Annotated in this window: 31 protein-coding genes; 3 read left to right on the plus strand and 28 right to left on the minus strand. The window is 35.0% G+C overall.

Annotated features, from left to right (window positions below; genetic code table 11):
* Window positions 1-22 precede the first annotated feature (22 nt).
* The 9 genes from ACQCPR_RS10495 to ACQCPR_RS10535 form a co-directional block, all read right to left on the minus strand.
* Window positions 23-1,015, minus strand: a complete 993-nt coding sequence (locus tag ACQCPR_RS10495; RefSeq protein WP_427136980.1) for an LLM class flavin-dependent oxidoreductase — start codon at window positions 1,013-1,015, stop codon at window positions 23-25.
* A gap of 493 nt (window positions 1,016-1,508) precedes the next feature.
* Window positions 1,509-1,925 (minus strand): HIT family protein, encoded by a 417-nt coding sequence (locus tag ACQCPR_RS10500; RefSeq protein WP_427136981.1) that lies wholly within the window; start codon window positions 1,923-1,925, stop codon window positions 1,509-1,511.
* A 183-nt stretch (window positions 1,926-2,108) separates the two neighbouring features.
* Window positions 2,109-2,396: a hypothetical protein gene (locus ACQCPR_RS10505; protein WP_427136982.1), complete on the minus strand. Its 288-nt coding sequence runs from the start codon at window positions 2,394-2,396 to the stop codon at window positions 2,109-2,111.
* A gap of 199 nt (window positions 2,397-2,595) precedes the next feature.
* On the minus strand, window positions 2,596-3,027 hold the full coding sequence (locus ACQCPR_RS10510; RefSeq protein ID WP_427136983.1) for a hypothetical protein: 432 nt from the start codon (window positions 3,025-3,027) through the stop codon (window positions 2,596-2,598).
* A gap of 502 nt (window positions 3,028-3,529) precedes the next feature.
* A complete protein-coding gene (locus ACQCPR_RS10515; RefSeq protein WP_427136984.1) occupies window positions 3,530-4,123 on the minus strand; it encodes a GNAT family N-acetyltransferase in 594 nt (197 codons plus the stop codon).
* A gap of 248 nt (window positions 4,124-4,371) precedes the next feature.
* Complete coding sequence (locus tag ACQCPR_RS10520; RefSeq protein WP_427136985.1) at window positions 4,372-4,563, minus strand: hypothetical protein; 192 nt, start codon at window positions 4,561-4,563, stop codon at window positions 4,372-4,374.
* A 49-nt stretch (window positions 4,564-4,612) separates the two neighbouring features.
* Window positions 4,613-4,846 (minus strand): hypothetical protein, encoded by a 234-nt coding sequence (locus ACQCPR_RS10525; protein ID WP_427136986.1) that lies wholly within the window; start codon window positions 4,844-4,846, stop codon window positions 4,613-4,615.
* A gap of 22 nt (window positions 4,847-4,868) precedes the next feature.
* Window positions 4,869-5,423, minus strand: a complete 555-nt coding sequence (locus ACQCPR_RS10530; RefSeq protein WP_427136987.1) for a type II toxin-antitoxin system HicB family antitoxin — start codon at window positions 5,421-5,423, stop codon at window positions 4,869-4,871.
* A gap of 83 nt (window positions 5,424-5,506) precedes the next feature.
* Window positions 5,507-6,205 (minus strand): polysaccharide deacetylase family protein, encoded by a 699-nt coding sequence (locus ACQCPR_RS10535; protein WP_427136988.1) that lies wholly within the window; start codon window positions 6,203-6,205, stop codon window positions 5,507-5,509.
* A gap of 478 nt (window positions 6,206-6,683) precedes the next feature.
* On the opposite strand from ACQCPR_RS10535, the gene ACQCPR_RS10540 reads away from it, so the two are divergent.
* Window positions 6,684-7,022: a hypothetical protein gene (locus ACQCPR_RS10540; protein WP_427136989.1), complete on the plus strand. Its 339-nt coding sequence runs from the start codon at window positions 6,684-6,686 to the stop codon at window positions 7,020-7,022.
* A gap of 164 nt (window positions 7,023-7,186) precedes the next feature.
* Here the strand turns inward: ACQCPR_RS10540 and ACQCPR_RS10545 are convergent, their stop codons facing one another.
* The 10 genes from ACQCPR_RS10545 to ACQCPR_RS10590 all read right to left on the minus strand — a co-directional run bounded on the left by ACQCPR_RS10545 (window position 7,187) and on the right by ACQCPR_RS10590 (window position 16,564).
* A complete protein-coding gene (locus ACQCPR_RS10545) occupies window positions 7,187-7,807 on the minus strand; it encodes an MFS transporter (RefSeq protein ID WP_427136990.1) in 621 nt (206 codons plus the stop codon).
* Window positions 7,777-8,490, minus strand: a complete 714-nt coding sequence (locus tag ACQCPR_RS10550) for an MFS transporter (RefSeq protein ID WP_427138934.1) — start codon at window positions 8,488-8,490, stop codon at window positions 7,777-7,779. Before ACQCPR_RS10550 ends, ACQCPR_RS10545 begins: the two co-directional genes overlap by 31 nt.
* A 309-nt stretch (window positions 8,491-8,799) precedes the next feature.
* On the minus strand, window positions 8,800-9,798 hold the full coding sequence (locus tag ACQCPR_RS10555; protein WP_427136991.1) for an NADP-dependent oxidoreductase: 999 nt from the start codon (window positions 9,796-9,798) through the stop codon (window positions 8,800-8,802).
* A gap of 41 nt (window positions 9,799-9,839) precedes the next feature.
* The gene (locus ACQCPR_RS10560) at window positions 9,840-10,175 is read right to left on the minus strand and encodes an ArsR/SmtB family transcription factor (protein ID WP_427136992.1); all 336 of its coding nucleotides are present in this window, start codon (window positions 10,173-10,175) and stop codon (window positions 9,840-9,842) included.
* Window positions 10,176-10,986: 811 nt separating this feature from the next.
* Window positions 10,987-11,181 carry a hypothetical protein gene (locus tag ACQCPR_RS10565; RefSeq protein ID WP_427136993.1) on the minus strand — a complete coding sequence of 65 codons (195 nt, stop codon included), beginning with the start codon at window positions 11,179-11,181 and terminating at the stop codon, window positions 10,987-10,989.
* A 353-nt stretch (window positions 11,182-11,534) separates the two neighbouring features.
* A complete protein-coding gene (locus ACQCPR_RS10570; protein WP_427136994.1) occupies window positions 11,535-11,699 on the minus strand; it encodes a hypothetical protein in 165 nt (54 codons plus the stop codon).
* A 217-nt stretch (window positions 11,700-11,916) separates the two neighbouring features.
* Complete coding sequence (locus ACQCPR_RS10575; protein ID WP_427136995.1) at window positions 11,917-12,126, minus strand: hypothetical protein; 210 nt, start codon at window positions 12,124-12,126, stop codon at window positions 11,917-11,919.
* 475 nt (window positions 12,127-12,601) lie between these two features.
* Window positions 12,602-13,737, minus strand: a protein-coding gene (locus tag ACQCPR_RS10580) for an IS3 family transposase (protein ID WP_427136996.1) whose coding sequence is annotated in 2 segments (ribosomal slippage) — window positions 12,602-13,512 and window positions 13,512-13,737 — 1,137 coding nt in all. Because the reading frame shifts where the segments join, the coding sequence is not laid out codon by codon here.
* Between the two features lie 895 nt (window positions 13,738-14,632).
* Entirely contained in the window at window positions 14,633-15,910 is a 1,278-nt protein-coding gene (locus tag ACQCPR_RS10585; protein ID WP_427136997.1) for an IS110 family transposase, read from the minus strand.
* 144 nt (window positions 15,911-16,054) lie between these two features.
* The gene (locus tag ACQCPR_RS10590; RefSeq protein ID WP_427136998.1) at window positions 16,055-16,564 is read right to left on the minus strand and encodes a DUF3916 domain-containing protein; all 510 of its coding nucleotides are present in this window, start codon (window positions 16,562-16,564) and stop codon (window positions 16,055-16,057) included.
* A 173-nt stretch (window positions 16,565-16,737) separates the two neighbouring features.
* Between ACQCPR_RS10590 and ACQCPR_RS10595 the strand changes: the two genes are divergently transcribed.
* On the plus strand, window positions 16,738-16,890 hold the full coding sequence (locus ACQCPR_RS10595; RefSeq protein WP_427136999.1) for a hypothetical protein: 153 nt from the start codon (window positions 16,738-16,740) through the stop codon (window positions 16,888-16,890).
* A 486-nt stretch (window positions 16,891-17,376) separates the two neighbouring features.
* On the opposite strand, the gene ACQCPR_RS10600 is transcribed toward ACQCPR_RS10595, so the two are convergent.
* From ACQCPR_RS10600 to ACQCPR_RS10640, 9 genes are all read right to left on the minus strand, one after another.
* On the minus strand, window positions 17,377-18,069 hold the full coding sequence (locus tag ACQCPR_RS10600) for an aspartate/glutamate racemase family protein (protein WP_340929930.1): 693 nt from the start codon (window positions 18,067-18,069) through the stop codon (window positions 17,377-17,379).
* 74 nt (window positions 18,070-18,143) lie between these two features.
* Window positions 18,144-18,380 (minus strand): cold shock domain-containing protein, encoded by a 237-nt coding sequence (locus ACQCPR_RS10605; protein ID WP_427137000.1) that lies wholly within the window; start codon window positions 18,378-18,380, stop codon window positions 18,144-18,146.
* 96 nt (window positions 18,381-18,476) lie between these two features.
* Window positions 18,477-18,980, minus strand: a complete 504-nt coding sequence (locus ACQCPR_RS10610) for a hypothetical protein (protein WP_427137001.1) — start codon at window positions 18,978-18,980, stop codon at window positions 18,477-18,479.
* A gap of 185 nt (window positions 18,981-19,165) precedes the next feature.
* Entirely contained in the window at window positions 19,166-19,372 is a 207-nt protein-coding gene (locus tag ACQCPR_RS10615; RefSeq protein WP_427137002.1) for a DUF4083 domain-containing protein, read from the minus strand.
* Window positions 19,373-19,586: 214 nt separating this feature from the next.
* Window positions 19,587-20,249 (minus strand): HAD family hydrolase, encoded by a 663-nt coding sequence (locus tag ACQCPR_RS10620; RefSeq protein WP_427137003.1) that lies wholly within the window; start codon window positions 20,247-20,249, stop codon window positions 19,587-19,589.
* A 26-nt stretch (window positions 20,250-20,275) separates the two neighbouring features.
* Window positions 20,276-20,482, minus strand: coding sequence for a hypothetical protein (locus ACQCPR_RS10625; RefSeq protein WP_427137004.1), 207 nt, complete (start codon window positions 20,480-20,482; stop codon window positions 20,276-20,278).
* Complete coding sequence (locus tag ACQCPR_RS10630) at window positions 20,476-20,775, minus strand: hypothetical protein (protein WP_427137005.1); 300 nt, start codon at window positions 20,773-20,775, stop codon at window positions 20,476-20,478. Before ACQCPR_RS10630 ends, ACQCPR_RS10625 begins: the two co-directional genes overlap by 7 nt.
* A gap of 210 nt (window positions 20,776-20,985) precedes the next feature.
* Window positions 20,986-21,327 carry a hypothetical protein gene (locus ACQCPR_RS10635; protein ID WP_427137006.1) on the minus strand — a complete coding sequence of 114 codons (342 nt, stop codon included), beginning with the start codon at window positions 21,325-21,327 and terminating at the stop codon, window positions 20,986-20,988.
* 296 nt (window positions 21,328-21,623) lie between these two features.
* Window positions 21,624-22,058 carry a hypothetical protein gene (locus ACQCPR_RS10640; protein WP_427137007.1) on the minus strand — a complete coding sequence of 145 codons (435 nt, stop codon included), beginning with the start codon at window positions 22,056-22,058 and terminating at the stop codon, window positions 21,624-21,626.
* 1,437 nt (window positions 22,059-23,495) lie between these two features.
* On the opposite strand from ACQCPR_RS10640, the gene ACQCPR_RS10645 reads away from it, so the two are divergent.
* On the plus strand, window positions 23,496-24,719 hold the full coding sequence (locus ACQCPR_RS10645) for an IS110 family transposase (protein WP_340765914.1): 1,224 nt from the start codon (window positions 23,496-23,498) through the stop codon (window positions 24,717-24,719).
* Window positions 24,720-24,773 lie beyond the last annotated feature (54 nt).

Raw genomic sequence — 24,773 nt, forward strand, 5'->3', positions numbered from 1 at the left:
GACAAGTGCGCCCAATTGCTAGTTACATCAATTCTTTTGCGAGTAAACGATAGACATTCAAACGTTTTTCTTGTGAATGCGGAATACTACAAATCATTACTTCATCGAAGCCATAATTATCTTGCTCTTCCTGTAAAGTCTGAGCCACTTCTTTAGCAGAACCGACCAGATGAATTTTACGATTTTCTTGTATCATCATTCGATCCATTTCCGTCAATGGGTATTCCTGCGCTTCCTCTGGTGTCATCAATGGACGAATTTGCCCTTTCAGAAGAGACAAACGAGAGATATCCTGCGGTAATGCTTGAAACTCAGCTTCTTCATTTGTTTCTGCAGCAGTGACAAGATAGGTAACATTAATCTCTGGCTTCTCCATTAAAGCAGATGGCGTAAAGTTTTTGCGGTACGTATCTAATATAGTTGGAGTCATACCACCTTGGAAAAATTGCGCAAAGGAATATCCGAGACCCATTCTGCCAGCTTGTACAGCACTATTACCAGTAGAGCCAAGTAACCAAGCTTCTGGTAACACGATTTTAGAAGGTGTCGCAAGCGTTCTGTTATACAGGCTTTCTTCTGGAACTTCGTCATTAATCAGTTGCAGGGCAATCGCTAGTTTTTCATACATATTATTGACCATTGGAGGACGTCCTTCCGAAAGGGCGTACATCGCATGATTATCTCCACCTGGAGCACGTCCAACACCGAAGTCGATACGACCTGGAGAAAGTGCACTCAGTGTTTTAAATACTTCGGCTAGCTTTAGTGGTGAATAGTGCATCATCATTACTCCACCTGTACCGATACGTAAATTTTTGGTTTTTGCAGCTAAGTGAGCTGCAATTACTTCCGGTGCCGAACTTGCAAACGCATCGGTTCCATGATGCTCGGCCATCCACATACGGTGATAGCCTAGTTCATCTGCTAAAATAGCCAGTTCTTCTGCTTTTTTTAATGCTTCCGCTGCTGTATTGCCAGTTGTGACTGGCGCTTGGTCTAGTACACTTAATTTCATCTATATATCTTCCCTTCCACAAATGCTCATTGAATACTTCACTATTCAAATGCTATCGAATAAAAAATAAAAAGTAAACGAAAGGGACTTGATAATAGTAAAATAAAGATTTGTTAGGACGACTCTTGTTATTCTTCTTTTAATTTTAAGCTATGTTAAAGGTTGATTTAAATTACGTATATAAAATGAGCTTAGATATGTTCTCTAAACTCATTTTATTTTGATGTCCTTTTTTATTTAAACACCCGTTAGCCATCCATGTAGCGAACTACCATCGCTACACCACAGAGAATGATCACGGTAAAACGGGTATAGGATACTGTGGTTGGCGAAGAAGGTCGATGAACTATGTGCCATTGAGCCATCCCGTTAATCTGTCTCCAACGACCGCGGTGCATCACAGAATTTAGCACTCATGTGAGATATTAACCTTTTACTTACATATCTGATCTGTATTTATTAAGGTAAATGCAATATAAATTTTCATAATTGCTCACCTTTTTATTACATAATTTATCCTATTATTATCAGCTCTTTTAAACATATGCCTAATACCTTTACCCGCAAGTGGTTCATCTTCATACCTCGGTAATACATGAAAATGAGAATGAAAAATATGTTGTCCTCCAATCTCGCCACAATTCCATCCGAGATTATATCCTTGAGGTTGATACATTTCATCTAAGAATTTTTTTACATCATGAAGAAGTGTATAGGTTGCATTCCATTCTTCTATCGTTAAGTCAAATGCAGTTTCCCTATGTTTTTTAGGTACAATTAGCCCAGCACCTTCAAGCTGAATACCTTTCTCTTGTGCTTGTTCTAACTGTAAAAACATACAATACTCGTTGCTTAAAATAACTTTTTGGGTTGGTTCTAATTCTAGATTACAAAATATACAATCTTTCATTCAAATCTCCTTCTCCCAGTTCATATTTTCTATCTATATTTTAACCTTGTTATAAACTAACCTGCCGAGTTAGCTCAACAAGAAAAAACAGCTTTACCCCTTCTTGAAGTAAAGCTCTCGTTAGATATACATAAAGTCTTACACAGGAATTGCATATTATATAAATTATGTGACAATAAATTATTATTTCTTACCTTTTCGTTCTAAAAGTATAGGTGCTATATTTAGTAAGATAGAAACAATTGTCAAAAACCATAATGCCCTTTCCATACCAGGTACTACATCCATTAAAGCTGCCCAATCTTCCACTTCTACCCAGACCGATACAAGACTGTATTCTGCACAGAGTGTTAATGCTGTAAATGATAATCCCATCGCCATAGCAAGCTTATAATCCTTTCCTGCTCTATACATATAAAGATTTATAAATGTTGATACTATTGCAATAACCCCAAATATCATAAATAACATTATTAACCTCCAATATATTTTATTTTTGTCGTGTAATTATACTAATGTGCATTATCTCAGTTTTTTACAGTAACTGCGCATTCTTTTTGTGATTTCATATTGAACAAACACCTGCTTTGTAAGTTTAAAAATCAGTACCCTTCTCACATACTTGTTAGTTCCCTCTAAATAAACCGGTATTTCTATCATGAAAATCTATTTACTCTACTATAATATTCCCAACATATTGAGCCGTTCCAAAATCAGAAGTAAGATTTACCTCTACTAAATATTCACCTTTTTCATTGGGAAAATTAAATTGTTTAAGTCTATTTACATCTAAATGTATTTGTTCACCATCTCTCCAAACTGAAACGGTTAAATCTAAGATTTCAAAATCTTGACTATCAAAATTTACAAAGTTCTCTTGTCCAGCCTTAACAATTGCTTGTTGTTGTTCTCTTGCTAATTCCAAACTGTCTGTTTTTTTTACTGTACCATCTTTTTCCCAATTAATATTCGCATCTGCTAATTTAACTTCACTGTGAGAAAGTGTAACGCTAGGGGGTGAGTAATCATACTCTTCCCCTATACATCCAGTTAATAAAAGTACACTAAATAAACCAGCTACCAACTTTGCGATTTTTCTCAACTTATTTCCCTACTTTCTTGAAGTAAAGCACTCAATAGCCATTAAGAAATTTTAACATCTTTCTTCTGTTTCTTACGGTAATAAAAACGCCACATATAAAAGAAAGTCCATGCTATCACAAATACTACCAAAGGAATACACTGATATTTTTGTTCACCATAAAATATAACGAGGCTTCCTATAATAAATGTTGTCACTGCCAAATAAAATTTCATTTTTATACTTCTTTGTTTTTAAAACTTAATTCAAGTCGTTCACTCATAGACTACACCACTTTTATAACATTCTTCACTAACTTTCCCTTTACTTTAATACGTTTGAAACGAATTATGGTTCCAATTCTAAAAGGATTTTCCATTTTTCTATAATTCTACTAAACTACCGCGTAGGTGAAAAAGGTATATAGTTTGTCTACTGACAGCCTTGTTCTGCTAAAGTACCCGACAGTTGAATAAAAAATTATTTATTAAAATAGAAATCAGTCTATTGGATGTGAATGAAATCAGTATTTCTTCTCCAATAAGTTAATCAATTTTCCCTTTACATCAATCCATTCGGTATCCACGATACTGTAAAATATATTGTCGTGAATAGTTCCATCTGCTTTAATCCTATGTTTACGAAATGTTCCTTCTTTTACTGCCCCTATTCGTTCAACTGCTTTTTGAGAGCGGATATTTTGTCCACTAATTGAAAATTGAACACGTAGTACCTTCAGTTCCTCAAAACAATATTGAAGCATTAAAAATTTACATTCTGTGTTTACTTTCGTTTTCCAAACTGATGGAGAAAGCCAAGTCCATCCTATTTCAACATTTCGATTTGCTGTATCTATATCACCAATACGGGTTGTCCCTATTATTTCACCTGACAATTTATCCTTTACCATAAAAGGTAATTGCTTTCCATCGTCTTTGTTTTGTACAGCTATTAATAATATTTGTTCTATATCATCAAATGTTTTAACTTCTCTCCATGTATATTTCCATACATCAGGGTTTTTAATAGCTTCATATACTTGTTTCTTATATTTCATCTCAAGAGGAACAAGAGTGATTGTTGTTCCTTCTAATATTATATTTGTATCAATTTTCATAGTGATTTATCTCCTTCAGCGAATAAATAGAATTTTTTTATAATTATATACAAAAACTTCACGTCAAATGAGACAAATTGTTGTTAAACTAAACTTCTGTGTTAGTTAATTGTAATAATCCATTTCATATAGACGAAGTATTCTTGATATTTCAGCGTAAAAATAGACCATCAAGATGATGGTCATGTATAACTCAAGCAGCCGTTGTTTCGTTGAAATTCAACAATAGTACTCAGTTTTTATATTATCTATGTTGATTTATTAATAGTGGGTTGTTGTTCACTTAGTACGTCTATAAAATAGTCGGATGCTATATATAAGTGATGTTCAAGATAAGAATTCTCAGGTAATGGCAAAGAAAGATCAATATCCTTATACCAGGATTCAAAACTTGAATTTTCTATTTTGTAAAAAGTTGGATCGTATGCTAACCTTGCCAATCCTATGACTTCCATTTCCTCTCGTAATTTACCAATAAGGATTTCAATATCATCTCTTGTCTCTTGTTAATTCTTTCAGAATACGAAAATGAGGGATGGCATAAAAATTAGTTCCATCTTGATTGTATGTGAATTTGAATTCCTGTCCACTGTTCAATGCCGAGAATGTTAATTCCAAATCATCTCCATCATAATGTATAGATACTAAATTGGTTGGATCTTTAAAACGATCAAATGGATTATCCTTTAGTGGTTCCCTAATAACTAATTTGCCATATTCCAAGATTAGCTTCCCACAATATAATCTACAATTGCTTTTTTATCTTTTTTACTCTGAGTACTAAACTGTCGAACGCTTCTTCCGCATCATCTCGACGTCGTACATTACAAATTACAGGATATGTAGGACAAAGTTGTATCAACTTCTCCTGTGCCATTTCGATTGGTAAATCACCATCTACCTTTACATCCCAAAGTCCTTGCCTATTCTTATATGCAACAGCTTGAAAATCACTTTTCTCATCTCTGTTAAAATAGATATGCCAATGGCGGAAGTGTATATGCTCTTCAATTTCCTTTGCATAATCACTATATGATGTTTTAATAAAAATTAGTTCCATCTCTTCTGTCACAAGATTAGCAGGAATGTGTGCTTGACTTGGTAAATCTTCATTATCATATAGAGCACCAGCCAACAAATAAGCTAAGGCCTTCTTTGCATTTTGAATTGCCTCTTTTTTCGTGGGACCAGAGCTTAGCGGAGTCTCCCACCCGTACTTTGGGAGCAATGTTGGGAAATGAATGCCGAAACCTTCTTCTTGCTTAATAAATGCTGGATATACTATATTCTCAAATGTCATATCATCTACACCTCCCCTTTATTTATTAGTACAACTTAGAGCTTAAACTAAACTGCTTCGTTAGTTTAAGTGAAAAGCTTAAATCAGAATTCCTGAAGTTCATCCACAGTCACAAATTTATACCCATCGTTCGTAAGTTTTCGTAAAATATCTTCAATCACTTGGATTTCTCCACCTGTTTGATCGTACATTGGATGTAGCAAGACTATCGAGCCGGGTTTAATGTTTTCCACTATATAATTTACTTTTTCTTCAGCAATTGTGTAATATTTATCAGGCTCTATAGACCACATAATAGTTTCTCTGTTGTTCTTATTTAAATAATAAGGTAATCCCACAAGTTTTTTTCCATAGGGAGGTCGAAAGTCAATTTCGCTCTTATATCCAGACTTTCTGATCAACTCATCAGTTTTTTCTATTTCCTCTTTAATAAATGAAGGAAATTTTAAAACCATTCTATTGTGTGAATAGGTATGATTTCCAATTTGATGCCCTGCGACTACCAACTTTTTTGCTTCTTCAGGGTGTTTTTCAATATCATTTCCGATAAGGAAAAAAGTAGCTTTTGCCTCATATTTTTGTAATAAAGGCAGAATTTGATCCACGTTCTTTGTCGGACCGTCATCGAATGTTAAAGCAATGACCTTGTTTTCCGTTTCAATTTGGTATGTTAATCCTCCAAATAATTGAAATGTCCTTAACTTTGTAACTTTAAACGTTCCTGCGAATAAAAGAACCATTAATAAAAATCCAATTCCAAAAAATCTAATTTTCTTTTTCATCTGTGTTTCCTTTCTTTCAAAAGCTATTATATAAATCTTTATGAAATAACCCCCCACCTTAGTTCAATAAAGAAAAATATTTTACTTCTTCTTGAATTAAGCCTTTAGCTTAATAATATTTCTTTTGATTATTGTCGTTTTTAGATGTCGTTTTATTTCATTTGGAAATTCACTGCTATTAATTTTGTTCCAAGTTTTTAAATCACATGGATAACAATTATTAATCGAATGTTTTTCACTCACGGAAAACAGTTTATCAAAGACCGCATGTATCACTATAGCTAATTTTTCAACGGATGTTGCAGTCGGTAATTGCAATACAATGCGCCTTATTTCTAACGAGGTTGCCAACTCACATCAAACAGTACTTTGGAAAATATTGTATGTATATTGATAAAGAAATATCTGCCAATATGATATATAGAAAATTGGAGGTATAAGCATACTTTGGAAAATCTATTTTTGGATAATGTTAGTTTTGTTGATAGTGTCAATGTTTTTGGAGAATGAATATGGTCGGGGAGAAACTGTATTAAGAATAGTGAGTACGATTATTGCCATTATTAACACATTAGGATTTTATGGTTATGTATATAAGAAACAATTCTATTCTCAATCTTTTTGGAAAATTATATTCATAGTTACTGTAATAGATGTAGTTGTATCTATAATTTATTATGGGTTTCAAGATGCTGAACTAGGAACAGAAGGAATTATATTTCTTGCTGTTTTTACCTTTATTATCATGTTTCCTCTTTTGCTAGGTATATATAGATATGGATTTCAAAATCAAAAAATAGCAGAAAAGGTATTGTGATTAATAAGCTTTAAAAAGCCGATTCCAGTATTAAGGAATCGACTTTTTTATTTATTCATTTTAACTGAACACCGTTAATACACTACTAGTTCCTATGCTAGATTCTAAATTTAAATAATAATATTATTAGCTAGGTCGTCAGAGTCTTATTGTTTTAATGAGGTTTAGATTTCTTCTACTTCTTTTATTTGAGCTTTTCTCATCGATGAAAGACTGAACCATAGTCCGCATAAAGCTAGACCAGCTATCGATATCCATAAAGCCGTCAAGAACCCTTGTCCGTCGGCTATGGCACCTCCTAGCGGGGCACCAATAACGACCGCACTACGGTTAATAGATCGTAGCGTGGCATTCATACGACCTTGCAGATGGGAGGGCGTGACAAACTGACGATAACCCATTTCGAGAGGACCTTCGATTCCCATGGAAAAGCCGTACAGGAGCTGCCCTACTACCGCAAAAATGATAGCTATGTTCTGCGGTTCAGAGTTGATAGCTGGTGGAGCTAAAGCAATCAGAATTACTGCTGGAGCATAGAGAATTCGCGAAGAAGCCATTGCACGGCCGACACCAAAGCGCTCACCAGCTCGAGAAGATAGAGAGGTTCCAGCGATCGCACCGACACCCGCAGCCGCGAGAGCAAACCCAAAGAGCGAAGCATCGAAGCCAAGCTCGATCAAAAAGAAGGATACTAGGACTGTCATAGTCATGCTATGGAAAAGAAACCAAACATGCGTGTTTAATGCAAGTATACTTAAGTATTGGTGTTGATAGACCCATTGCAAACCTTCCTTGATTGCTTACCAAGTGGACCGGGCTTTACTTTATCTGAGGGTTGGTGTTTAACAGTCGCCATTAAAACACCTGAAATCAGATACGAGACTGCATCTATAAGTAGGGCAAAAGGTGCACCAATCCATAAGACAAGCCCCCCTCCAATGGCTGGACCGCTCGTTTCCGCAACAGCTGCGCTTTGTTCTAGCCGCGCATATGCACGTGTTAATAAAGGGCGTGGGACTAATTGTGGCACAAAGGACTGGTGGGCAGCATCATTAAAAAGTGACATGGCTCCAAAGAGCAACAACAGTATCATTAGCCAACCAATACTAAGTACTCCTGTAACAGCTAATAAGCAAATAAAAGCAAATATTATGCCGCGCCCCATATCTGTTACTACCAATACAGTCTTTAGGTGAAAACGATCAACAAAAACCCCTGCTATTAATCCCAACAATACATACGGAAACCACCTAGATGCTGATACCCATCCAACATCAACAGCACTACCTCCCATATTAACCACTACCAATACTTGTAGAGCAATAGTCGTAATATAGGTGCCAAAATTTGAAGTGGTGGATGCAGTCCAAAAACGAACAAAGCTTTTATGCTCTCTTAATTTAATCTGGGGATCACCTCTCAAGTTTATTGTTGGTGAATTTATCCAATCTACTTCGAATTTCTTCATCAACTAAGCTGCTGCTTTAGTTGATGAAGAAAAAAGGCTTTCCCCCTTCTTAGGGTATAGTATCTGAGAAGAAGGTAGATGAACTATGGTGCCATAGAGCCCTTCCCTTAGTCTGACTCCAACTATCTCGGTACATCACAGACTTCCTCTCCCTTACAGGAAGCACTCATAGGAGTTTAAGTACAATAGTTCACAATCTATTTTATTTAGAGGGTTCCAACATAGCAGTAAATTAGAGCAAAGATAAAAACAAACGTTAAGACTACTCCTAAAATATTTTTTTCAGTACTTTTATAGTTTGTTTCATAACTATTTAATTTTCAATATTATTTTCCCTTTAGCCCTACCAGACTCTGCATATTCCATCGCTTTTTGAGCATTTTCAAAAGGAAAAACTCTATCAATAACTGGATTGATTTTGCCAGTCTCAATAAAATTCGTGATTATACGTAATTGCTCTCCACTTGGCTTCATAAACAGAAACGTATATTGAGCATTATGTTTTTTTTCAAGCGCAGTAAGTTTATGACTTGCTGCAAAAAACAACATTGTTTTAAAAAATCCTGAACCATATTCTTTGCCAAAACGAGCATTCGGTAATCCTGAAACGGAAACAATTTTTCCACCGCTTTTTATCACTTCAAATGATTTTTCGAGTATCTCGCCCCCAAGAGTATCAAATACGGCATCATAGTTTTTCAGTATCTCTTCAAATTTTTCTATCTTGTAGTTTATAATTTCATCAGCACCAAGAGATTTTACTAGATTCGCACCAGCTTCACTGGCAGTCGTTGCAACATTGGCACCCATTAATTTGGCCAATTGAATAGCAAAGGTGCCGACACCACCAGCTCCAGCTTGAATTAAAATCTTTTGTCCCTTTTGTAATTGCAAAATGTCTGTTAAAGCTTGATAGGTGGTTAGTCCAACCAGTGGGATAGACGCCGCTTCTTCAAAGCTCAAATTTTTAGGTTTTAAGGCGATGTCATCTTCATGAATAGCAATATATTTAGCAAAAGTACCAATTTTACTCTTACGAGGACGTGCATATATTTCATCACCAACTTTAAAACGAGTCACTTTTGCGCCAACCTGTACAATGACACCAGCAAAGTCATTCCCTAAGATAAGTGGCATTTGATATTTAACTAACAATTTCACCTTACCATCGCGTATCTTAAAATCAATTGGATTAATACTAGCTGCATGAATTTCTGCGAGTACCTCATTTTCCCCAATTTCAGGTGTGGGCATTTCTACCAAACTCATTGGATTTTCCCCATACCTCTCAATAACCATTGCTCTCATAGCCTACACCTCCAAATAATGTCTGTTTAAATTCCTTCATTTCAATAAAAGTTCTGCATGAACTTATCAATATCTGACACAAGTGTTCTTAATAAACCTAATTCTGTACGTACATTAATATAATAATAGTTTTTTGTTCCTTCTTTACGCATTAAAATAACACCGGCATCTCGTAGAATCTTAAGATGATGGGACACAGCAGGTCGTGAGAGATGTGTTTGTTCCGTGATTTCACCTACACGTAAACCCGTTTGACAATCCGTCCCCATTAGGACTAATAAGATCGATTGACGGGTTTCATCACCAATTGCCAACAGAACTTTTTGACTATTAATAAAATCCTCTTTGATTATTTTTAGCTGATCTTGTTTATTCATTCTGTAAAACACCTCTAATAAACTGTTTAATGGTTTAAGTTGATGAACCATATGACTGAATACAACAATATATGATTGTTATGTTAGTTTCAACATTGAGAAAGAAAATCGAGACGGATATATCTTAGAGGAAAAGCGTCATTAAGATATTGTTTGCAACTTAAAATAGTAAACTAAAAAAGAGAAAGCCCTAAATCGTATAGTTCATTTATTACGATTCAAGTGGATTTTTCCTAATGTATACACTATATACTGTTACCACATGAACTAGCCTGCCCTGTTAGCCATCTATGTAGCACAAAATCAGCGCTACACCACAGAAAATGAAAATGTGAAACTAAAACTGTATTTCTATTACAGTTAATTGACTAGATTAAGGAGCATGGTTGTACTCACATAGCAATGGAAACTTCAACTAACCTATGAGTTTAAGATGGCTTTTGTTTTCCAAAATTCGCAATTTTTTCAAAACAAAAATCCCCAAACAAGCATAATTATTCCTACTATTTCAACCATTACGTTTTTATTAGGTTCCTTTAAAATGGTGGTACTAAAACAATAAACCAACAAAAATTATTAGAAAACAACCAAGTAAAGAACTTATTATTTTGATTTTACAACTCCCATGAGATATCGAATTAGTTGAATATTCTTGTATTTTATTAATTTGTTATTAGTTTTAATATTCCTCTTAATCAACTAAGCAGCCGCGTTAGTTGAATAATAACAGAGACAATTATTAAACAATCTCATCCAAATGCTTAAGTAAACCTTTGCTTTCTCCTGTATTTCTTATAAAGAATGTGCTATATTAATCCATTAATGTTGCAATATCTTTTTCTATTTCAAAAATTAAAAAATCATTATCTTCCTCAACAACTTCTTTTTCATATTTGCTTTCTTTATCAATCAGCATTTCAAAGTAGTTTGTTTCATTATTTAGTTCAAAAACAGGACATTGATCATATCTAACATCACCAATAAATATCGCTCTAATTTTTTTCATTTTATAATTTCCCTTTCAAAACGAAATTTTATTATCTAAACAGATATTTGAACACAATCTTATCTAAGCACCCTTTAGCCATCCGTGCTGAACTACAGAGTATGAAAATGATTAGGATGTGTCAAAACTGATACTGATACTGATCTTAATCCAGTCAACCGTATTCTATTTACACTCTCCTCTTTTTTAACGATTAAGTAGAGGTCTTCATAAGTTGGCATTTTTCATTTCCTGAAGAACTAATTCTCATGGGAGTTCAATAAGAAAGCAACCCTTACAGGGAGTAACTTATTTTAACTAAAACACACCGTTAGCTTATAATCAGCTGTTTTAACCAAATAATATATTAATTTTTAATATGAGTTTAATATAGGCACTACTATTATTGCTAAAGCTAAACTTATAAAAAATGTAATAAGCCAATCTCTTTTTTGAGTCGTTTTAAGTAGTATATTCAGTACAGAACCAATACAAAAACAAACTAAGAATCCGAACAAAACCATAATGAGTGGTTCCACGAAATACCTCCTTGATATGATAAGACATTATTCCTTAATCCTATCACGTGTACTAATATCCAAAGCCCTAGGCAAACAATGATACCCATTAAATGCAAATTTCTAAAAAACGTAGCTTTTCAATAAGTAATAATATAAGACCAATATTTCATTTGCTTTGTTACACTCTAAAAAAAATCCTATTAACGAACTAAACAGAACCGTTACTTTAATAATTCTATCCAATATTTCTTGTATTTAAATCGTTATTTATTTTATAAACAACACTACTAAATGCAAATTTGATAGGGTATAACGATAGAATAACAGCAATAAACTGACTAAGTGTCTTCATCCATCCTGTTAGGTGCAACTTATCATTGATCAAGTAATTGGCTAGTTGAATAAACCCGAATACTATCCCCACTGATGCAATAAATGCAAACAAGATTAAAACTACTTGTAGTATTGACTTGACACTTTTTTTATTTTTTTAATACTGTTATCGTTAATTGAAAAACAAACATAAAGTGCAGGTAGTAATATCAAATATAATTCTAAATAGCCCAATCTAATCCACGAAGTAACCATTCCTAAAAGTAAAATCCATCTACTCTTTTGTTCACTTAACCATCATCCCCGTTAAAATTAAAGTATGTCATTTAAAACACCTCGATTATTTAACTAAGCACACCCGTTACTGTAAGTATAATGTTTCCATATATCTTGGATCTACGTCAAGATTCTGGACACAAAAAGATTAAGTTTTTTCTGCACAACCACCATTCATGGAGTGTTCCACATCCCAAGTAGATCGTCAAAGTGAAAAGAGCCTTTGACAATCTACTTGGGACGTGGAGAGATTAACCAATGGATGTTGTGCATGAAAAATGTGGAGGGGGATTGGCTTTTACCCTTAAGACTCAGGATGCTGCGCGACACATTATTTCATACGCCTCTGGCGTTACAAAGCCGATGCTTCCATGAATTCGTCTACGATTATACCAGCCTTCTATATATTGAAATAGGGAGATTCTCGCATTCTCAAAATCTTCATATCGTTTCCGATAGACCTCTTCTTTTTTGAGTGTGGCATGAAAGGACTCGATGCATGCATTGTCATAAGGGCATCCTTTACGACTGAATGATGCAATCATTTCATATTTTTTTAACTGTTCTTGAAATGCCTCACTTGTATATTGGGTACCTAGATCCGTATGGATGATCAATCCCGGTGAAGGATTTTGGGAATCGACGGCACTTTTTAAAGCATACAACACGATTTCTGTGGTCATCGTATGGGAAAACTTGTAGCCTACTATTTTCTTTGAATGCAAATCGAGGACAGACGCTAGATAACACCAGCCATCTCGAAGTGTATGGATATACGTGATATCTGCCACCCATTTTTCATTGATTGTGGTTGTTGTAAAATCTTGCTTCAACACATTTTCTCGTTCTTCCACTGGTGTCTGTGTGCTTGCTGGACGGTATTTCTTCACAATGTTTGACTGGATGCCTGCTTGTTTCATCAGACGTTGGACTCTTTTTATACTGCAAGAATAGCCTTCTTTTAAAAGTACTCGATGTATTTTGGGAGCGCCATAGATACCTTTGCTTCCTTTATGAATGGCTATTATACGATCCAATATTGCCTCATTGGCCACGTGGTAGCTGTTCGGTTTCTTATGAAATGAATGATAATAAGTACTTTTAGGCATCTTTAAAATGCGACACATCACTTGTACTGGATGATGCCCGCTTTCATTTGTAATGTAGTTGATCAGTTCTTCGTCCTCTATTTTCTCGCGAATATGGTCATAGCCTTTTTTAGGATTTCAAGCTCCTGTTTTAACCGGAGGTTTTCTTTTTGAATCATTTCTACATCGGATACAGTTAATTCCTTTGTCCCTTCGATTGTAGAGAACTGTTTAATCCATTTATAGATGGTTACTTCTGAAACACCATATTCGCTAGATAGTTGGCTGACCGGGGTACCTGAGCTGTGAAGCTCCACTACTGTTTGTTTAAATTCTTGGTTATACCGTTTTTTACTCATAATACAGACACGACCTTTCGTTAGTTCAATTTTATTGACTTAACCAAGATGTGTCCATACATCTATTCTACATTCATCTTTTCTAGATCCAATATATCTTGTTAATTAAACTCTTGTTCATATATTAAATTTATTTCAGCATTCGAATATTCCAATTCCTCTTATAAATATTCTATAATTAAATTATACTCTTTTTTCTGATTTTATTTCTTTTTTTCAAGCAATCTTATATTTACCAATACATCATGTTTAGGTGAGTAGTGAACAGATGTCTCACAGCGATTGCATCTTCTTCATGTACGACATTAAACTGTTTCTCAACAAGTGAATACGAATAATTTTCTTCATCTAAATGCATTTCTATCATTTTTTGTTGAAAATAATTTCCAAATGTTTGTTCGTCTGAACACCCGACTAAAAAACTATGAAAAATAATAATCCTATAAATATATTTCTTTTCAGTTGTATCTCCCCCTATTATTTAATTTCCCCACTCTTCTGAACTCCTTCTTAAACTAAACTCCCTCTATAAACATTGAAGTATCAACGATTTTCATCACTTCGTGATGTGAGAAAAATTATTTTTCTATTAACAAATAAACATAGATTTGAATTTCTTGTTTTTATTACCAAGAAGAGCGTACGCTTCGCTAAAACTAATGGAAAACATTAGCTTTTCTTACCCATTATTTGATGCACAATGGATCTCTGCGATGCTTATGATGACGTACCCTCCCATGTCTCTTAGCGTCAGCGCGCTTACATTCCTTCGTTCGGTCTATTCATAAGGCAGAGGCCTGCTATGCTGCCCCAGGGACTCAAGGTCTTAATTTTAGTATTGTGCTGGCTTCTCCGTGTCATCCTTATTGTCATAGTTCGTTCGATAGAAAAATGCTTAAGCTGCCGTTGAGAGACAGTGGAGATCGTTCATCATATGTTGCTCGTTGAAATGAACTTTCTTCTTACAAATACCATGTAACACCTTCAATAATTTACCACAGAGCACGACCATCGATTGTTTTCCCCTTAGGGGGTTTCGTTGACGGCTTGTATAATATTCATGAAGATGTTTAAACGCAATGTTGTGTCTAACCAGTGGAACTATTACTTTGAATAATACGCTTCTTAACCTCTTCCGGCCGCGTTTCGAGATATGTTTATGCCCCTGATGTTGACCAGATGAATTTTCACGTAATGTTAATCCCGCTAGTTTGATGAGTTGGCGTGGATTCTCATACTGTGAAAAACTACCGACTTCTGAGGGCAGATCAACAATCGTGGCATCCCCTAAGCCTGGCACAGAAGTGAGATATACGTACTCTTCTGTGGACTTAGCCAGCTCGGCTAAGTGACTATTTATCATTTCTATTTCTTCCTCTAACAATCGGTACTGACGAAGTAGCGTGGCGATTTCAAGTCGTGCCATCTGCAGTCCTTCTCTCAATCCAATCGAGTTGTTGGCTACGTTTATCAGAAGTTTAGCCTTTGGTAATTGCGGAGCTCTCATCCCCTCTACCTGCCGGTAGAGAAAGACTAACTCTTCAGCCGTTTTCCCTATGATGTCTCTTGGGAACGGTGTCTTTTCGAGTGTAGCAAGTGCCATCTTTCCGAAGGTTGGATAGACTTGTGTAAACTCTGGAAAATACCGATCAAGCCAGCGAACGATTCGGTTTTTGATGCCCGACAAATCCTCTGTCATCTTTGAACGAAGTGTAGATCCATTCCGAAACTCAGCCTCGATATTCTTCAGAATACGGGGATAGCTAAAACGACCGTCCTTCATCAGTCGAGCAATGACGACTGCATCTTTCTTATCGTTCTTTGTCTGTAAGTTATCATCAAGCTCTTTTGCCTTCTTGACGTGCATTGGATTGACCATGACAAGCGGGATTCCATAGTTATCTAAGAAATAAGCAAGGTTCATCCAATAGTGCCCAGTGGGTTCAATCCCAACGATCACATCTGTTTTTTCATAAACTTTCATCGCATGAAGTACATTCTCATATAATACCTCAAATCCTTCTTTGGACTGGTGCACGGCAAAAGATTTCTCCAAAACACGGCCACGTTCATCTACGAAGCATGCATAATGTGTACGTTTAGCGATATCCATGCCGACAATTAATGTGTTTTCAGTAACTTGATTTAGTTTCTCATTCCATTTAGAATTCATAGATAGAGTCCTCCTATTTGATGTTGGGTCAATTCGACGTTGACACTCAGCATCATACTAGAGGGCTCTTTTTTCTGCAAGACCTCGAATAAGTTTCAAACAGGAATGCTGCTTCTTTAGTTGAAAAAGAATGTAATATTTAGCCTACTTTAATTCACCTATAAACCAAGTATCTCTTTTATAAATTTCCCCATCTTCATCGATTATTTCTTCTTTAAATCCTAAGACATTCATATCTTTGGGGATATTTATTCTCCAATCACTCTCAAAATTTCTTTTTTCGGACAAGGGAATCCATTTTTGAAACTCACCGTTTCTTTTAAAGAACCCATCGTAGTGAGAATCCCCAGCAAACACTATGATTTGAGAATCAAACAATGCTTGGAAGCTAATATAAACAACCACTCGATACTTTTTACGAGTATTTGGTTTGATTTCAATTAAATTTTTAGCCTGTTCTAATAAAGTTTGAACACAAAGTCTCTTAATTCCAGAAGGAGTGCTATCGGAATCAATAAAACTTTGTTCAACTGGTAAATGAAGATGCCAATGCCCATTATAAAACTCCAAAGGAAAATCAGAAGTTTCCTCCCATATTCGCTTTATCATATTTCTTGTTTTTCGTTTTAAACCCCTTAACTTCTTATTACGCATATTTATCTCCCATCTATTTCCCATTAATAACGTCATAATACCATTTTACGATAATCACCATTTTCCTTTAATATTGCCTTAATTTAAAGTAGTATTTAAAATACATTTTACTTTTACTTACAAGAAAAATGGTTCATAATACTATTTAGACCTAGTTAGAAGGAGAATAACCTATGGAACTCTTTACAAAGGAACTCAATCAATTGGTATTTGACTATAAAAAATGTCCTAATGAATTAATAAAAAAACAAATTCTTCAAGATATTAATCTCCTTCGCGAGGCACTGGAGCTTTTAATCGAAGAGAATGAAACTAAAAATCTATAGGATATACAAATTATTGTTTTCATTATCTAAGAGCTCTTCAATGTCAAATGATATATTTATTTATGTTCTCAACAAACTGAATTTCTCTCACATTATGCTTATTCAATAAGGGCAATAAAAAATCCACTATTCTTCCAGTGAATTTCTTCATTGTTTCAATAAGAAAAAGCTTTACTCTTCTTGAAGTAAAGCACACTGTTAGTCAATCTCTTCAAAACATCCTGACTAATCGGTCTCAATAGAAACACCCCCAATTATTAAATCCTCCCCTACTTTCTTCAACTAAACTGCTAAGTTAGTTTAGGTATAACATTTCACAATGCATATCTGAGATTAACTTAATGTTTTGGACATAAAAATAGACCATCTAATGGGGTGCTGCACCATGATGGCCATATTTTGCTAAAACACCACGTTAGTGAAACAACTATAATCTCTTTGGTAAGTGACGTTTATATATTTCTATAGCATTTGAATAAAGTATCCTTACTTATCAATTGCCTTATTAACTGATTCAATAGCGTGAATTACTGTAGTATCAAATATTGGAACTTCAGAATCCTCTTGTTTTATTAATAATCCAATCTCTGTACATCCTAATATAATCCCTTCAGCACCTTTATCAACTAAACTCTTTATAGCTTTTTTAAAATGTTCTTTTGACGTTTGATTGATTTTACCTAAACATAATTCTTCATAAATCACTTCATTTATAAGTTCTATATCCTCATTATCTGGAATTAATACCTTGATATCATTAGCTTCAATTCTTGATTTGTAAAAGTCTTGTATCATCGTATATTTAGTTCCAAGTAACCCAACTGAATTTACATTATTTTTCTTTATTTCATTTGCTGTCGCATCAGCAATATGTAGAATTGGAATATTTATTTTTTCTTCAATATAGTTTATTACCTTGTGCATTGTGTTTGTACAAATAACAATAAAATCTGCTCCTGCTTTTTCTAAAGAGATTGCCACATTCCCCAAAGTGTGTCCAGCACTTTCCCAATCGCCATTTGCCTGATAACGTTCAATTTCGTCAAAGTCAACGCTATATAAAATACATTTGGCTGAATGTAATCCACCTAATTTATTCTTTATTTCTTCATTTATTAAACGGTAATATTCACTTGATGATTCCCAACTCATCCCACCTATTAAACCTATTGTTTTCAACGTACTAATCCCTCCTAATAAATTGTTATTTGTATAATAGAATTGCTGGACCCTTCTTCCAAGTAAAACATATGTTAATTGAACTTATTTACGAGTTTCTTAACATTTACAGCTCGACGTGATTGTTCTTTTAAATTTGAATTTTCTTCAAGGTCAAACAATACTGCCTCACCTTTGGTAAACGATTTAAACCCATCCATTTGAATACTACTGAAATGTATCCAAACATCATCCTCTCCATCAATTGAAATCCACCCCCATCCCTCTTCTTTATGATAAATTTTACATATTCCTTTAATGTTATATTTCATTAAAAAGTCCCCAATCCTCTCAATTTACTAACATTATGGAACTCAATCCCTTCAACCAGTTGGCTTTCGGCCCCCACCTAACAGACATTATTAAATTTAATCAATTGAAATTACGCCACCTTTAATCGTTATAAAGTTTGCGTTACCACCGATAATACAAATTATATAATCTCCATCCACCTTTACATCAAAAGAGGTTATCAGTTTATCAGAAACGGGAGCAAAAAAAATCTCTGTATATTTACCATCTAATATGTATCCAACTCCAGTATGACTTAAACCATCAGGGATTATGGTTAAATCCACCAATACATTATCACCTTCTTTTAATTCCAACCCCTTACTTTCTCCATTTAATAAGAAAATATCACCATTGTGCAAATCCATATCTTCGAAATTATAGTTATTTTGGGATTTCTCTTTCAATGTAATGTTAATTTTATTCCAGCCGTTTAGAAATTCATCGTCAATTACAACTTCAGTTATTTCTTCTGCTCCTTTTTCAGAAGTGTCCTTGTTGACTAACACTATGGTCAAAGCAGATATTCCAATAAGAAGTGCTACGACTACTATGCTAAACAGGTAAATTCTTTTTTTCATAAACTCACTCCTTTGATCAAGTCTTTTTCTTTAAATTGCCTAAATTACCTTTATCATTACAGTTTCGACAACCCATCAATAGTTCCTGCTTATTGAACTAACCTACTGCATCAGTTCAATAAGAAAAAAGGCCATACCCCTTTTTGAAGTAAAGCATCCGCTAGTTTAAGTGTAATATTTCACAACTATTGTTTTCTTAAATAAAATTTTTTTTCATCCTTATCCATTAACTCTATTATTTTATCCAATTTCTTCTCAATTTCATTAAGTTGGCGCATTTTTGCCTGTTGATTCAAAAGCATTCTCCTAATAAATAGTGAAAATGAGACCACAAATAAAACGATTAGCCCCAATACTATAACCTGATAAATCATGTCTCCCACATTAAACATTTAAACATCCCCTTGTATAGAAATGATCAAGCAACTGTACATTACCTCTCACATTTCTCATTTCTCATTTCTCATTTCTCAGTTTCTTTAATTCACCATTTAACATTGATAATTGGATTCTTTATTACTCATTCTTTATTGATGTTAGCATCCTCACTCCTTCTTGAAGTAAAGCACTCCGTTAGTTGAACAAGGTTAGATTGTAGTTTCATTCTCAATTTATTTTTGTTAAATTATTGATAAGTTCTAGTTCTCTAAGTAGTTCTACCAAATTCATCATATTTCTATCCAAGTGAAGTCCTCTTATCCCAACCCGTTCGGCTCCTTCTATATTTTCAATTTTATCATCAATAAATATACTTTCTTCTTTTTTTGCTTTTGCGTGTTTAAGAGCGATATTATAGATTGCTTCTCCTGGCTTTTCTTCCTTTACAAAAGCAGAAAGAATAATTGAATCAAAATATTTACGAATTCCTAACCTATCAAATATCCAGTCCATACTAGGCATCGCATTTGAAATGATTACTAATTTATACTCTTTACTTAATTCCTCTAGCAAATCTTTTACTTCCGGAAAAAGTTCACATTGAACGGCAAAATGAGTACAGAAAAATAATTCGTTTATTAGTTCAATTTCTCCAAGTTCTTCTGCAATAGTTCCATAATACCGATTATAGTATTGTTCTTCATTCCAATTTGTAATGAAAGTCAGTTTAATTCGTTTTGCCTTCATAATAGCAACATCAATAGATGATTTTTGATAACCTCTTTCCATCAATAGATATCTTATTCTGTCATCTCCTTTAACAAAAGTATCAAAAAGAACACCACCAGCATCAAAAAAGATTGTTTTCACTTCAATTTTTGTTGGATTCATTTTATATCTCCTTTAAGATGAATTAGCTATTGATTAGGAAGTAGCCATTCGACAGCACCAAGAAGATTATCAGCAACATAATCGGGTTCGACGTCATACCAAGTATGTCTGTATTTGTTATAAGAACTATTTCCCCAACCTGTCAAAACTAAGATCTTTGTTGAACCGACATCCCCAATAACTCCACATTTTGTTAAACCTAAATTATGTTTATGGGATGCTTCAATTAACATACCAGGGTTGGGCTTATGGCAAATACAACCTTCCTTTGGGTTATGGGGACAAATAAAAGCATCATCGAATCCATATGACAGAAACTTTTCTGAAACTCACTGATAGAAGCTTCAGCTGAACTAATTCTATACTGATTAGTAAACGCAAACAGTTTAAAACCCTTTTCTTTTAACATTTCTAAAGCATGTTGGCTAAAAAGGTAAGGCGTGAAGACTTTAGGGTGAACAAAATGCCCATTTCCACCAATTGTTCCATCTCTATCAATGAATACTGCTTGTATAGTATTTAACAAAATCATTATCCCTCCAAGATTTAGTAAGATCCTTTCTACTTATTCAACTCAACATTAAAAAAACCTTTTTATATTGAATTTCCTTCTTCAACTAATGCTTCTTTAGTTCAATAAGAAAAGAGCTTTACTTCTTCTTGAAGTAAAGCTCCCGTTTGTTTAAGTGTATTTATTCACATAGAACTATCCAAAATAATTCTATATATGCAAGTTTTAATAATCTAACTGCTTTAAGCTCAATAATAAACCATCATCTGTAATCTTTTTAACCTTGAATGAATTTAATTTTCTGTCAATTTTTTTATCCATTTTATCTGCATCACTGAATGAATTTCTTACTGCATCTATTGCATAATTAAGAATTGATAACACACCTGCACTTCCTAATGCCACTCCTATACTTTCGTTCTCTGGAAGATGAGTATCCATAATCTTTCTTACTTCTTTATAATAGTCTCCTTTAATAAAGATATATTCAGATTTTGCCTCTAAACCTGCTAATAACTCAGTTCGATTATGTGCTTCATAAGCTTCTATACCATTCACTTTGTACATAAAAAATCCACCTTTCAAGTGTCATAATAATCAACTCATAATAATATACAAATATAAACCAACTAAAATTCCGCTTTTTTCTAATTTTATTTATTCGACTTAAACTGCTTCTTTAGTTCAATAAGAAAAAGGCTTTAACCCTTCTTCAAGTACAGCATCCGTTAGTGCAACGACCTCCATCTATTATTGAAACCCAGTTAACCTTTAAAACCTACAATCATTTTAAAGGATTTTCTACTTCAACTAAACTGCTGCTTAAGTAGAACAAGCTAAAAGAGCCGCATTTCGTGTTTTCTTTAATCCCAACAGTTGAAAATTACTTCACCGATTGAACGGGGTTGCCAATAGGTTGCTTGTCTAAACTCAACTTCTTCTAAATTATGTTCCATTTTGGAGAATGGTAAATTTAATTCTTTTTTTGTGAGGACATTATAATATTCTCCGAAGGCTTTCGTTAATGTTGGCAAATCCGTAAATTCAATCACAATATCTTCCCATTTATTAGCGAAGGCAAGATAGGGGTAGTATTCATTTAAAAGGATATAAAATAACTCCCCCTCTAAACGAATATGAACTTTAAAGTAATTATGTGGATAGAGAGGACCCTCGAAATTAAGAATTTCTCCTTTAGCCTCTCTCAATACTTCATAACAAATTTTTTTAAATTGTTGTCCGTCTATCATTTCCTCCATATTATCAATAAATCCAGTAATGCCTTTAGGGAGTATCAATAAAATCACCTCTTTAGCTATTCTATCTTCCTCAATTATTGCCTAAGCTTGTTCAACTAAGCTGCCGCGTTAGTTCAATAAGGAAAAAGGCTATACTCCTTCTTGAAGTAGTCGAGTAGAAGGGAACCTCTCTACCTTACGGTAGATTGTGTTCCACCCTCCTCACAGAACCGTGCTTGCGCTATTTACGCACACGGCTCCTCCAAATCATCCTTCACAAAATGGTGATTCTGCTATCCTCAATAGTTTAGTTTACATTTATTATTTCTACCGCTGTGTGTAGTAAATGTGTCCCTAGTGAGAGTGATCATTTGGTAGCAGCCTTTCCTCCATCGGCATTACCCAACTTTATTGGTACTACGCTGCTATCAGACTCCCTACAACGGCATTTGGTTTCCTCGCTTATTATCGCTTGTACACCATACTCTTCTATAAGAAGAAAAGACCGGTAGGGCCTCCCGAGTTGCCGTATCATATCGATGTGTGACGTGCCAAGGTCTCTGACTCCAGAGAGGTTTTATCCTTCTTGCCTTTAACGATGGATAAAATATAGCTTTCTGCTGTGCTTAAGGCATCAGCCCTCTCGATTTACTAACATTATGGAGCTCAATCCCTTCAACCAGTTGGCTTTCGGCCCGCCACCTAACTGTCTACGCTTAAAGGCGAATGTTACCATTAGCCCTCCAAGACTCGCTACGAGTGAATGGCTAGTTCTTTCTCGACGGGAATCCCACCCGCTATATGATACGACCTAGGCTCGGCCGCACAAGCACCTCGTTAGTTGAATAGGTAAGGAGCTTATTCAACAATCATCCCGACTGTTGATTAAATCACTATCTTTTCTAAGCATCTTGTAAACACCTTCAATAATCGGCAAACCCGTTAATAATGGAAAAAGAATATTAAACCATAAAGGTGGTTTGAAAGTTATAGTACTATAAATAACTATAAGAGCTATAATCCTAAAAGTAATGTCAGCAATTAAATTGTGTTTTTCAGATTTAAACATTGGAACCACTTCTGTATATTCTATCTCTCACAGTATCATCCTTTCCATCTCCCGAAACATTGTTCAACAAAATTGCCCACTTGTTGAACACAAGTTAAACAACACTCTACAACCAACCTGTTGCGTTAATTCAAGAAAAAGTGCCACCCACAAACTTGAGTAAAGCATCCGTTAGCCATCCATGTAGCGCAAAATCAGCGCTACACCACAGAGAATGAAAATGTGAAAACCTGGGTATAGGATACTACGGCTGGGAGAGGAAGGTCGATGAACTATGGTGCCATAGAGCCCATCCGTTAGTCTGACTCCAACGACCACGGTGCATCACAGACTGTCGCTCCCTTACGGGAAGCACTCATGGGAGATTAATCCTACTCTGGTTATTGCACCAGCCTCCAATACTATTTGCCGTAGAAAGGATGATTACAATGGAAGTAATCATTGAACGTGCTTGTGGAATGGATGTCCATAAGGATTCCATTACTGCTTGTATTATTACCCCAAAAGGAAAGGAGATTCAAACGTTTTCCACTAAAACTGTATTTCTATTACAGTTAATTGACTGGATTAAGGAGCATGATTGTACTCACGTAGCAATGGAAAGTACAGGTGTATTTTGGAAGCCTATTGTCAACTTGCTAGAAGCCGAGAGCATTGAGTTTTTAGTAGTGAACGCTCAACATATGAAAGCAGTACCAGGTCGTAAGACCGATGTAAAAGATGCAGAATGGATTGCCAAACTTCTTCGTCACGGTCTACTTAAAGCAAGTTTTATTCCAGACCGAAATCAGCGGGAATTAAGAGAGTTAGTTCGATACCGTCGAAGTATTATTGAAGAGCGTGCGAGACAACATAATCGGATTCAAAAGGTTTTAGAAGGAGCGAATATCAAACTCGGTTCCGTTGTCTCCGACATCATGGGTGTTTCGTCTCTTGATATGCTCCGTGCTATCGCCGATGGCGAAAATGATCCTGAGAAATTAGCTAGCTTTGCCCGCCGATCAATGAAGAAGAAAAAGAGTGAACTGGAGCTAGCTCTTCGAGGGTATATCAATCCACATCAACGTCTCATGTTAAAAACCATTCTAGTCCATATAGAATTTCTAACTGAGCAGATTGAGCTATTAAACGAAGAGGTTGCTACTAGGTTATCCTCCCATCAAGAAGATATAGAACGATTGGATTCCATTCCTGGCATCGCCACTCGAATGGCCGAACAAATCTTAGCCGAAGTCGGTACAGATGTGGAGAAGCAATTTCCCAGTTCGGCGCACTTATGTTCCTGGGCAGGATTAGTACCTGGACATAATGAAAGTGCGGGCAAGAGGAAATCAACCAACATGAAAAAAGGAAACAAGTACTTGAAATCGGCATTAATTGAAGCAGCTCATTCTGTTAGAGGATCCAAAACCTACTTGGGAGCCCTGTATAGGCGTACTGCATCAAGAAAGGGTAAAAAGCGTGCAGGGATATCAGTCGCTCATGCCATTTTAAGAATCAGCTATTATCTCCTAACACGCAAAGAAATGTACGTAGACTTAGGGGAAGATTACTTTGACAAACAAAAAGAACAATCGATTGTACGATATTCTGTTCGAAGACTTGAAAACTTAGGTTACAACGTTACAATCACTGAACCAAATGCCTCCTAGTCCAACCCATAATTTAATTCTCATTTAGGCGCTGCACTTTTTTTAAAAATTATT

The organism is Psychrobacillus psychrodurans, assembly GCF_050209195.1.
Taxonomy (GTDB): Bacteria; Bacillota; Bacilli; order Bacillales_A; family Planococcaceae; genus Psychrobacillus; species Psychrobacillus psychrodurans.

Coding starts and splice junctions, on each gene's coding strand:
- ACQCPR_RS10495 (WP_427136980.1), bottom strand. CDS start 1,015: ATGAAATTAAGTGTACTAGACCAAGCGCCAGTCACAACTGGCAATACA.
- ACQCPR_RS10500 (WP_427136981.1), bottom strand. CDS start 1,925: ATGAAAGATTGTATATTTTGTAATCTAGAATTAGAACCAACCCAAAAA.
- ACQCPR_RS10505 (WP_427136982.1), bottom strand. CDS start 2,396: ATGTTATTTATGATATTTGGGGTTATTGCAATAGTATCAACATTTATA.
- ACQCPR_RS10515 (WP_427136984.1), bottom strand. CDS start 4,123: ATGAAAATTGATACAAATATAATATTAGAAGGAACAACAATCACTCTT.
- ACQCPR_RS10530 (WP_427136987.1), bottom strand. CDS start 5,423: ATGACATTTGAGAATATAGTATATCCAGCATTTATTAAGCAAGAAGAA.
- ACQCPR_RS10535 (WP_427136988.1), bottom strand. CDS start 6,205: ATGAAAAAGAAAATTAGATTTTTTGGAATTGGATTTTTATTAATGGTT.
- ACQCPR_RS10550 (WP_427138934.1), bottom strand. CDS start 8,490: ATGAAGAAATTCGAAGTAGATTGGATAAATTCACCAACAATAAACTTG.
- ACQCPR_RS10555 (WP_427136991.1), bottom strand. CDS start 9,798: ATGAGAGCAATGGTTATTGAGAGGTATGGGGAAAATCCAATGAGTTTG.
- ACQCPR_RS10560 (WP_427136992.1), bottom strand. CDS start 10,175: ATGAATAAACAAGATCAGCTAAAAATAATCAAAGAGGATTTTATTAAT.
- ACQCPR_RS10565 (WP_427136993.1), bottom strand. CDS start 11,181: ATGAAAAAAATTAGAGCGATATTTATTGGTGATGTTAGATATGATCAA.
- ACQCPR_RS10585 (WP_427136997.1), bottom strand. CDS start 15,910: ATGAATTCTAAATGGAATGAGAAACTAAATCAAGTTACTGAAAACACA.
- ACQCPR_RS10590 (WP_427136998.1), bottom strand. CDS start 16,564: ATGCGTAATAAGAAGTTAAGGGGTTTAAAACGAAAAACAAGAAATATG.
- ACQCPR_RS10595 (WP_427136999.1), top strand. CDS start 16,738: ATGGAACTCTTTACAAAGGAACTCAATCAATTGGTATTTGACTATAAA.
- ACQCPR_RS10605 (WP_427137000.1), bottom strand. CDS start 18,380: ATGAAATATAACATTAAAGGAATATGTAAAATTTATCATAAAGAAGAG.
- ACQCPR_RS10610 (WP_427137001.1), bottom strand. CDS start 18,980: ATGAAAAAAAGAATTTACCTGTTTAGCATAGTAGTCGTAGCACTTCTT.
- ACQCPR_RS10615 (WP_427137002.1), bottom strand. CDS start 19,372: ATGTTTAATGTGGGAGACATGATTTATCAGGTTATAGTATTGGGGCTA.
- ACQCPR_RS10620 (WP_427137003.1), bottom strand. CDS start 20,249: ATGAATCCAACAAAAATTGAAGTGAAAACAATCTTTTTTGATGCTGGT.
- ACQCPR_RS10625 (WP_427137004.1), bottom strand. CDS start 20,482: ATGTTAATTGAAGCATCCCATAAACATAATTTAGGTTTAACAAAATGT.
- ACQCPR_RS10635 (WP_427137006.1), bottom strand. CDS start 21,327: ATGTACAAAGTGAATGGTATAGAAGCTTATGAAGCACATAATCGAACT.
- ACQCPR_RS10645 (WP_340765914.1), top strand. CDS start 23,496: ATGGAAGTAATCATTGAACGTGCTTGTGGAATGGATGTCCATAAGGAT.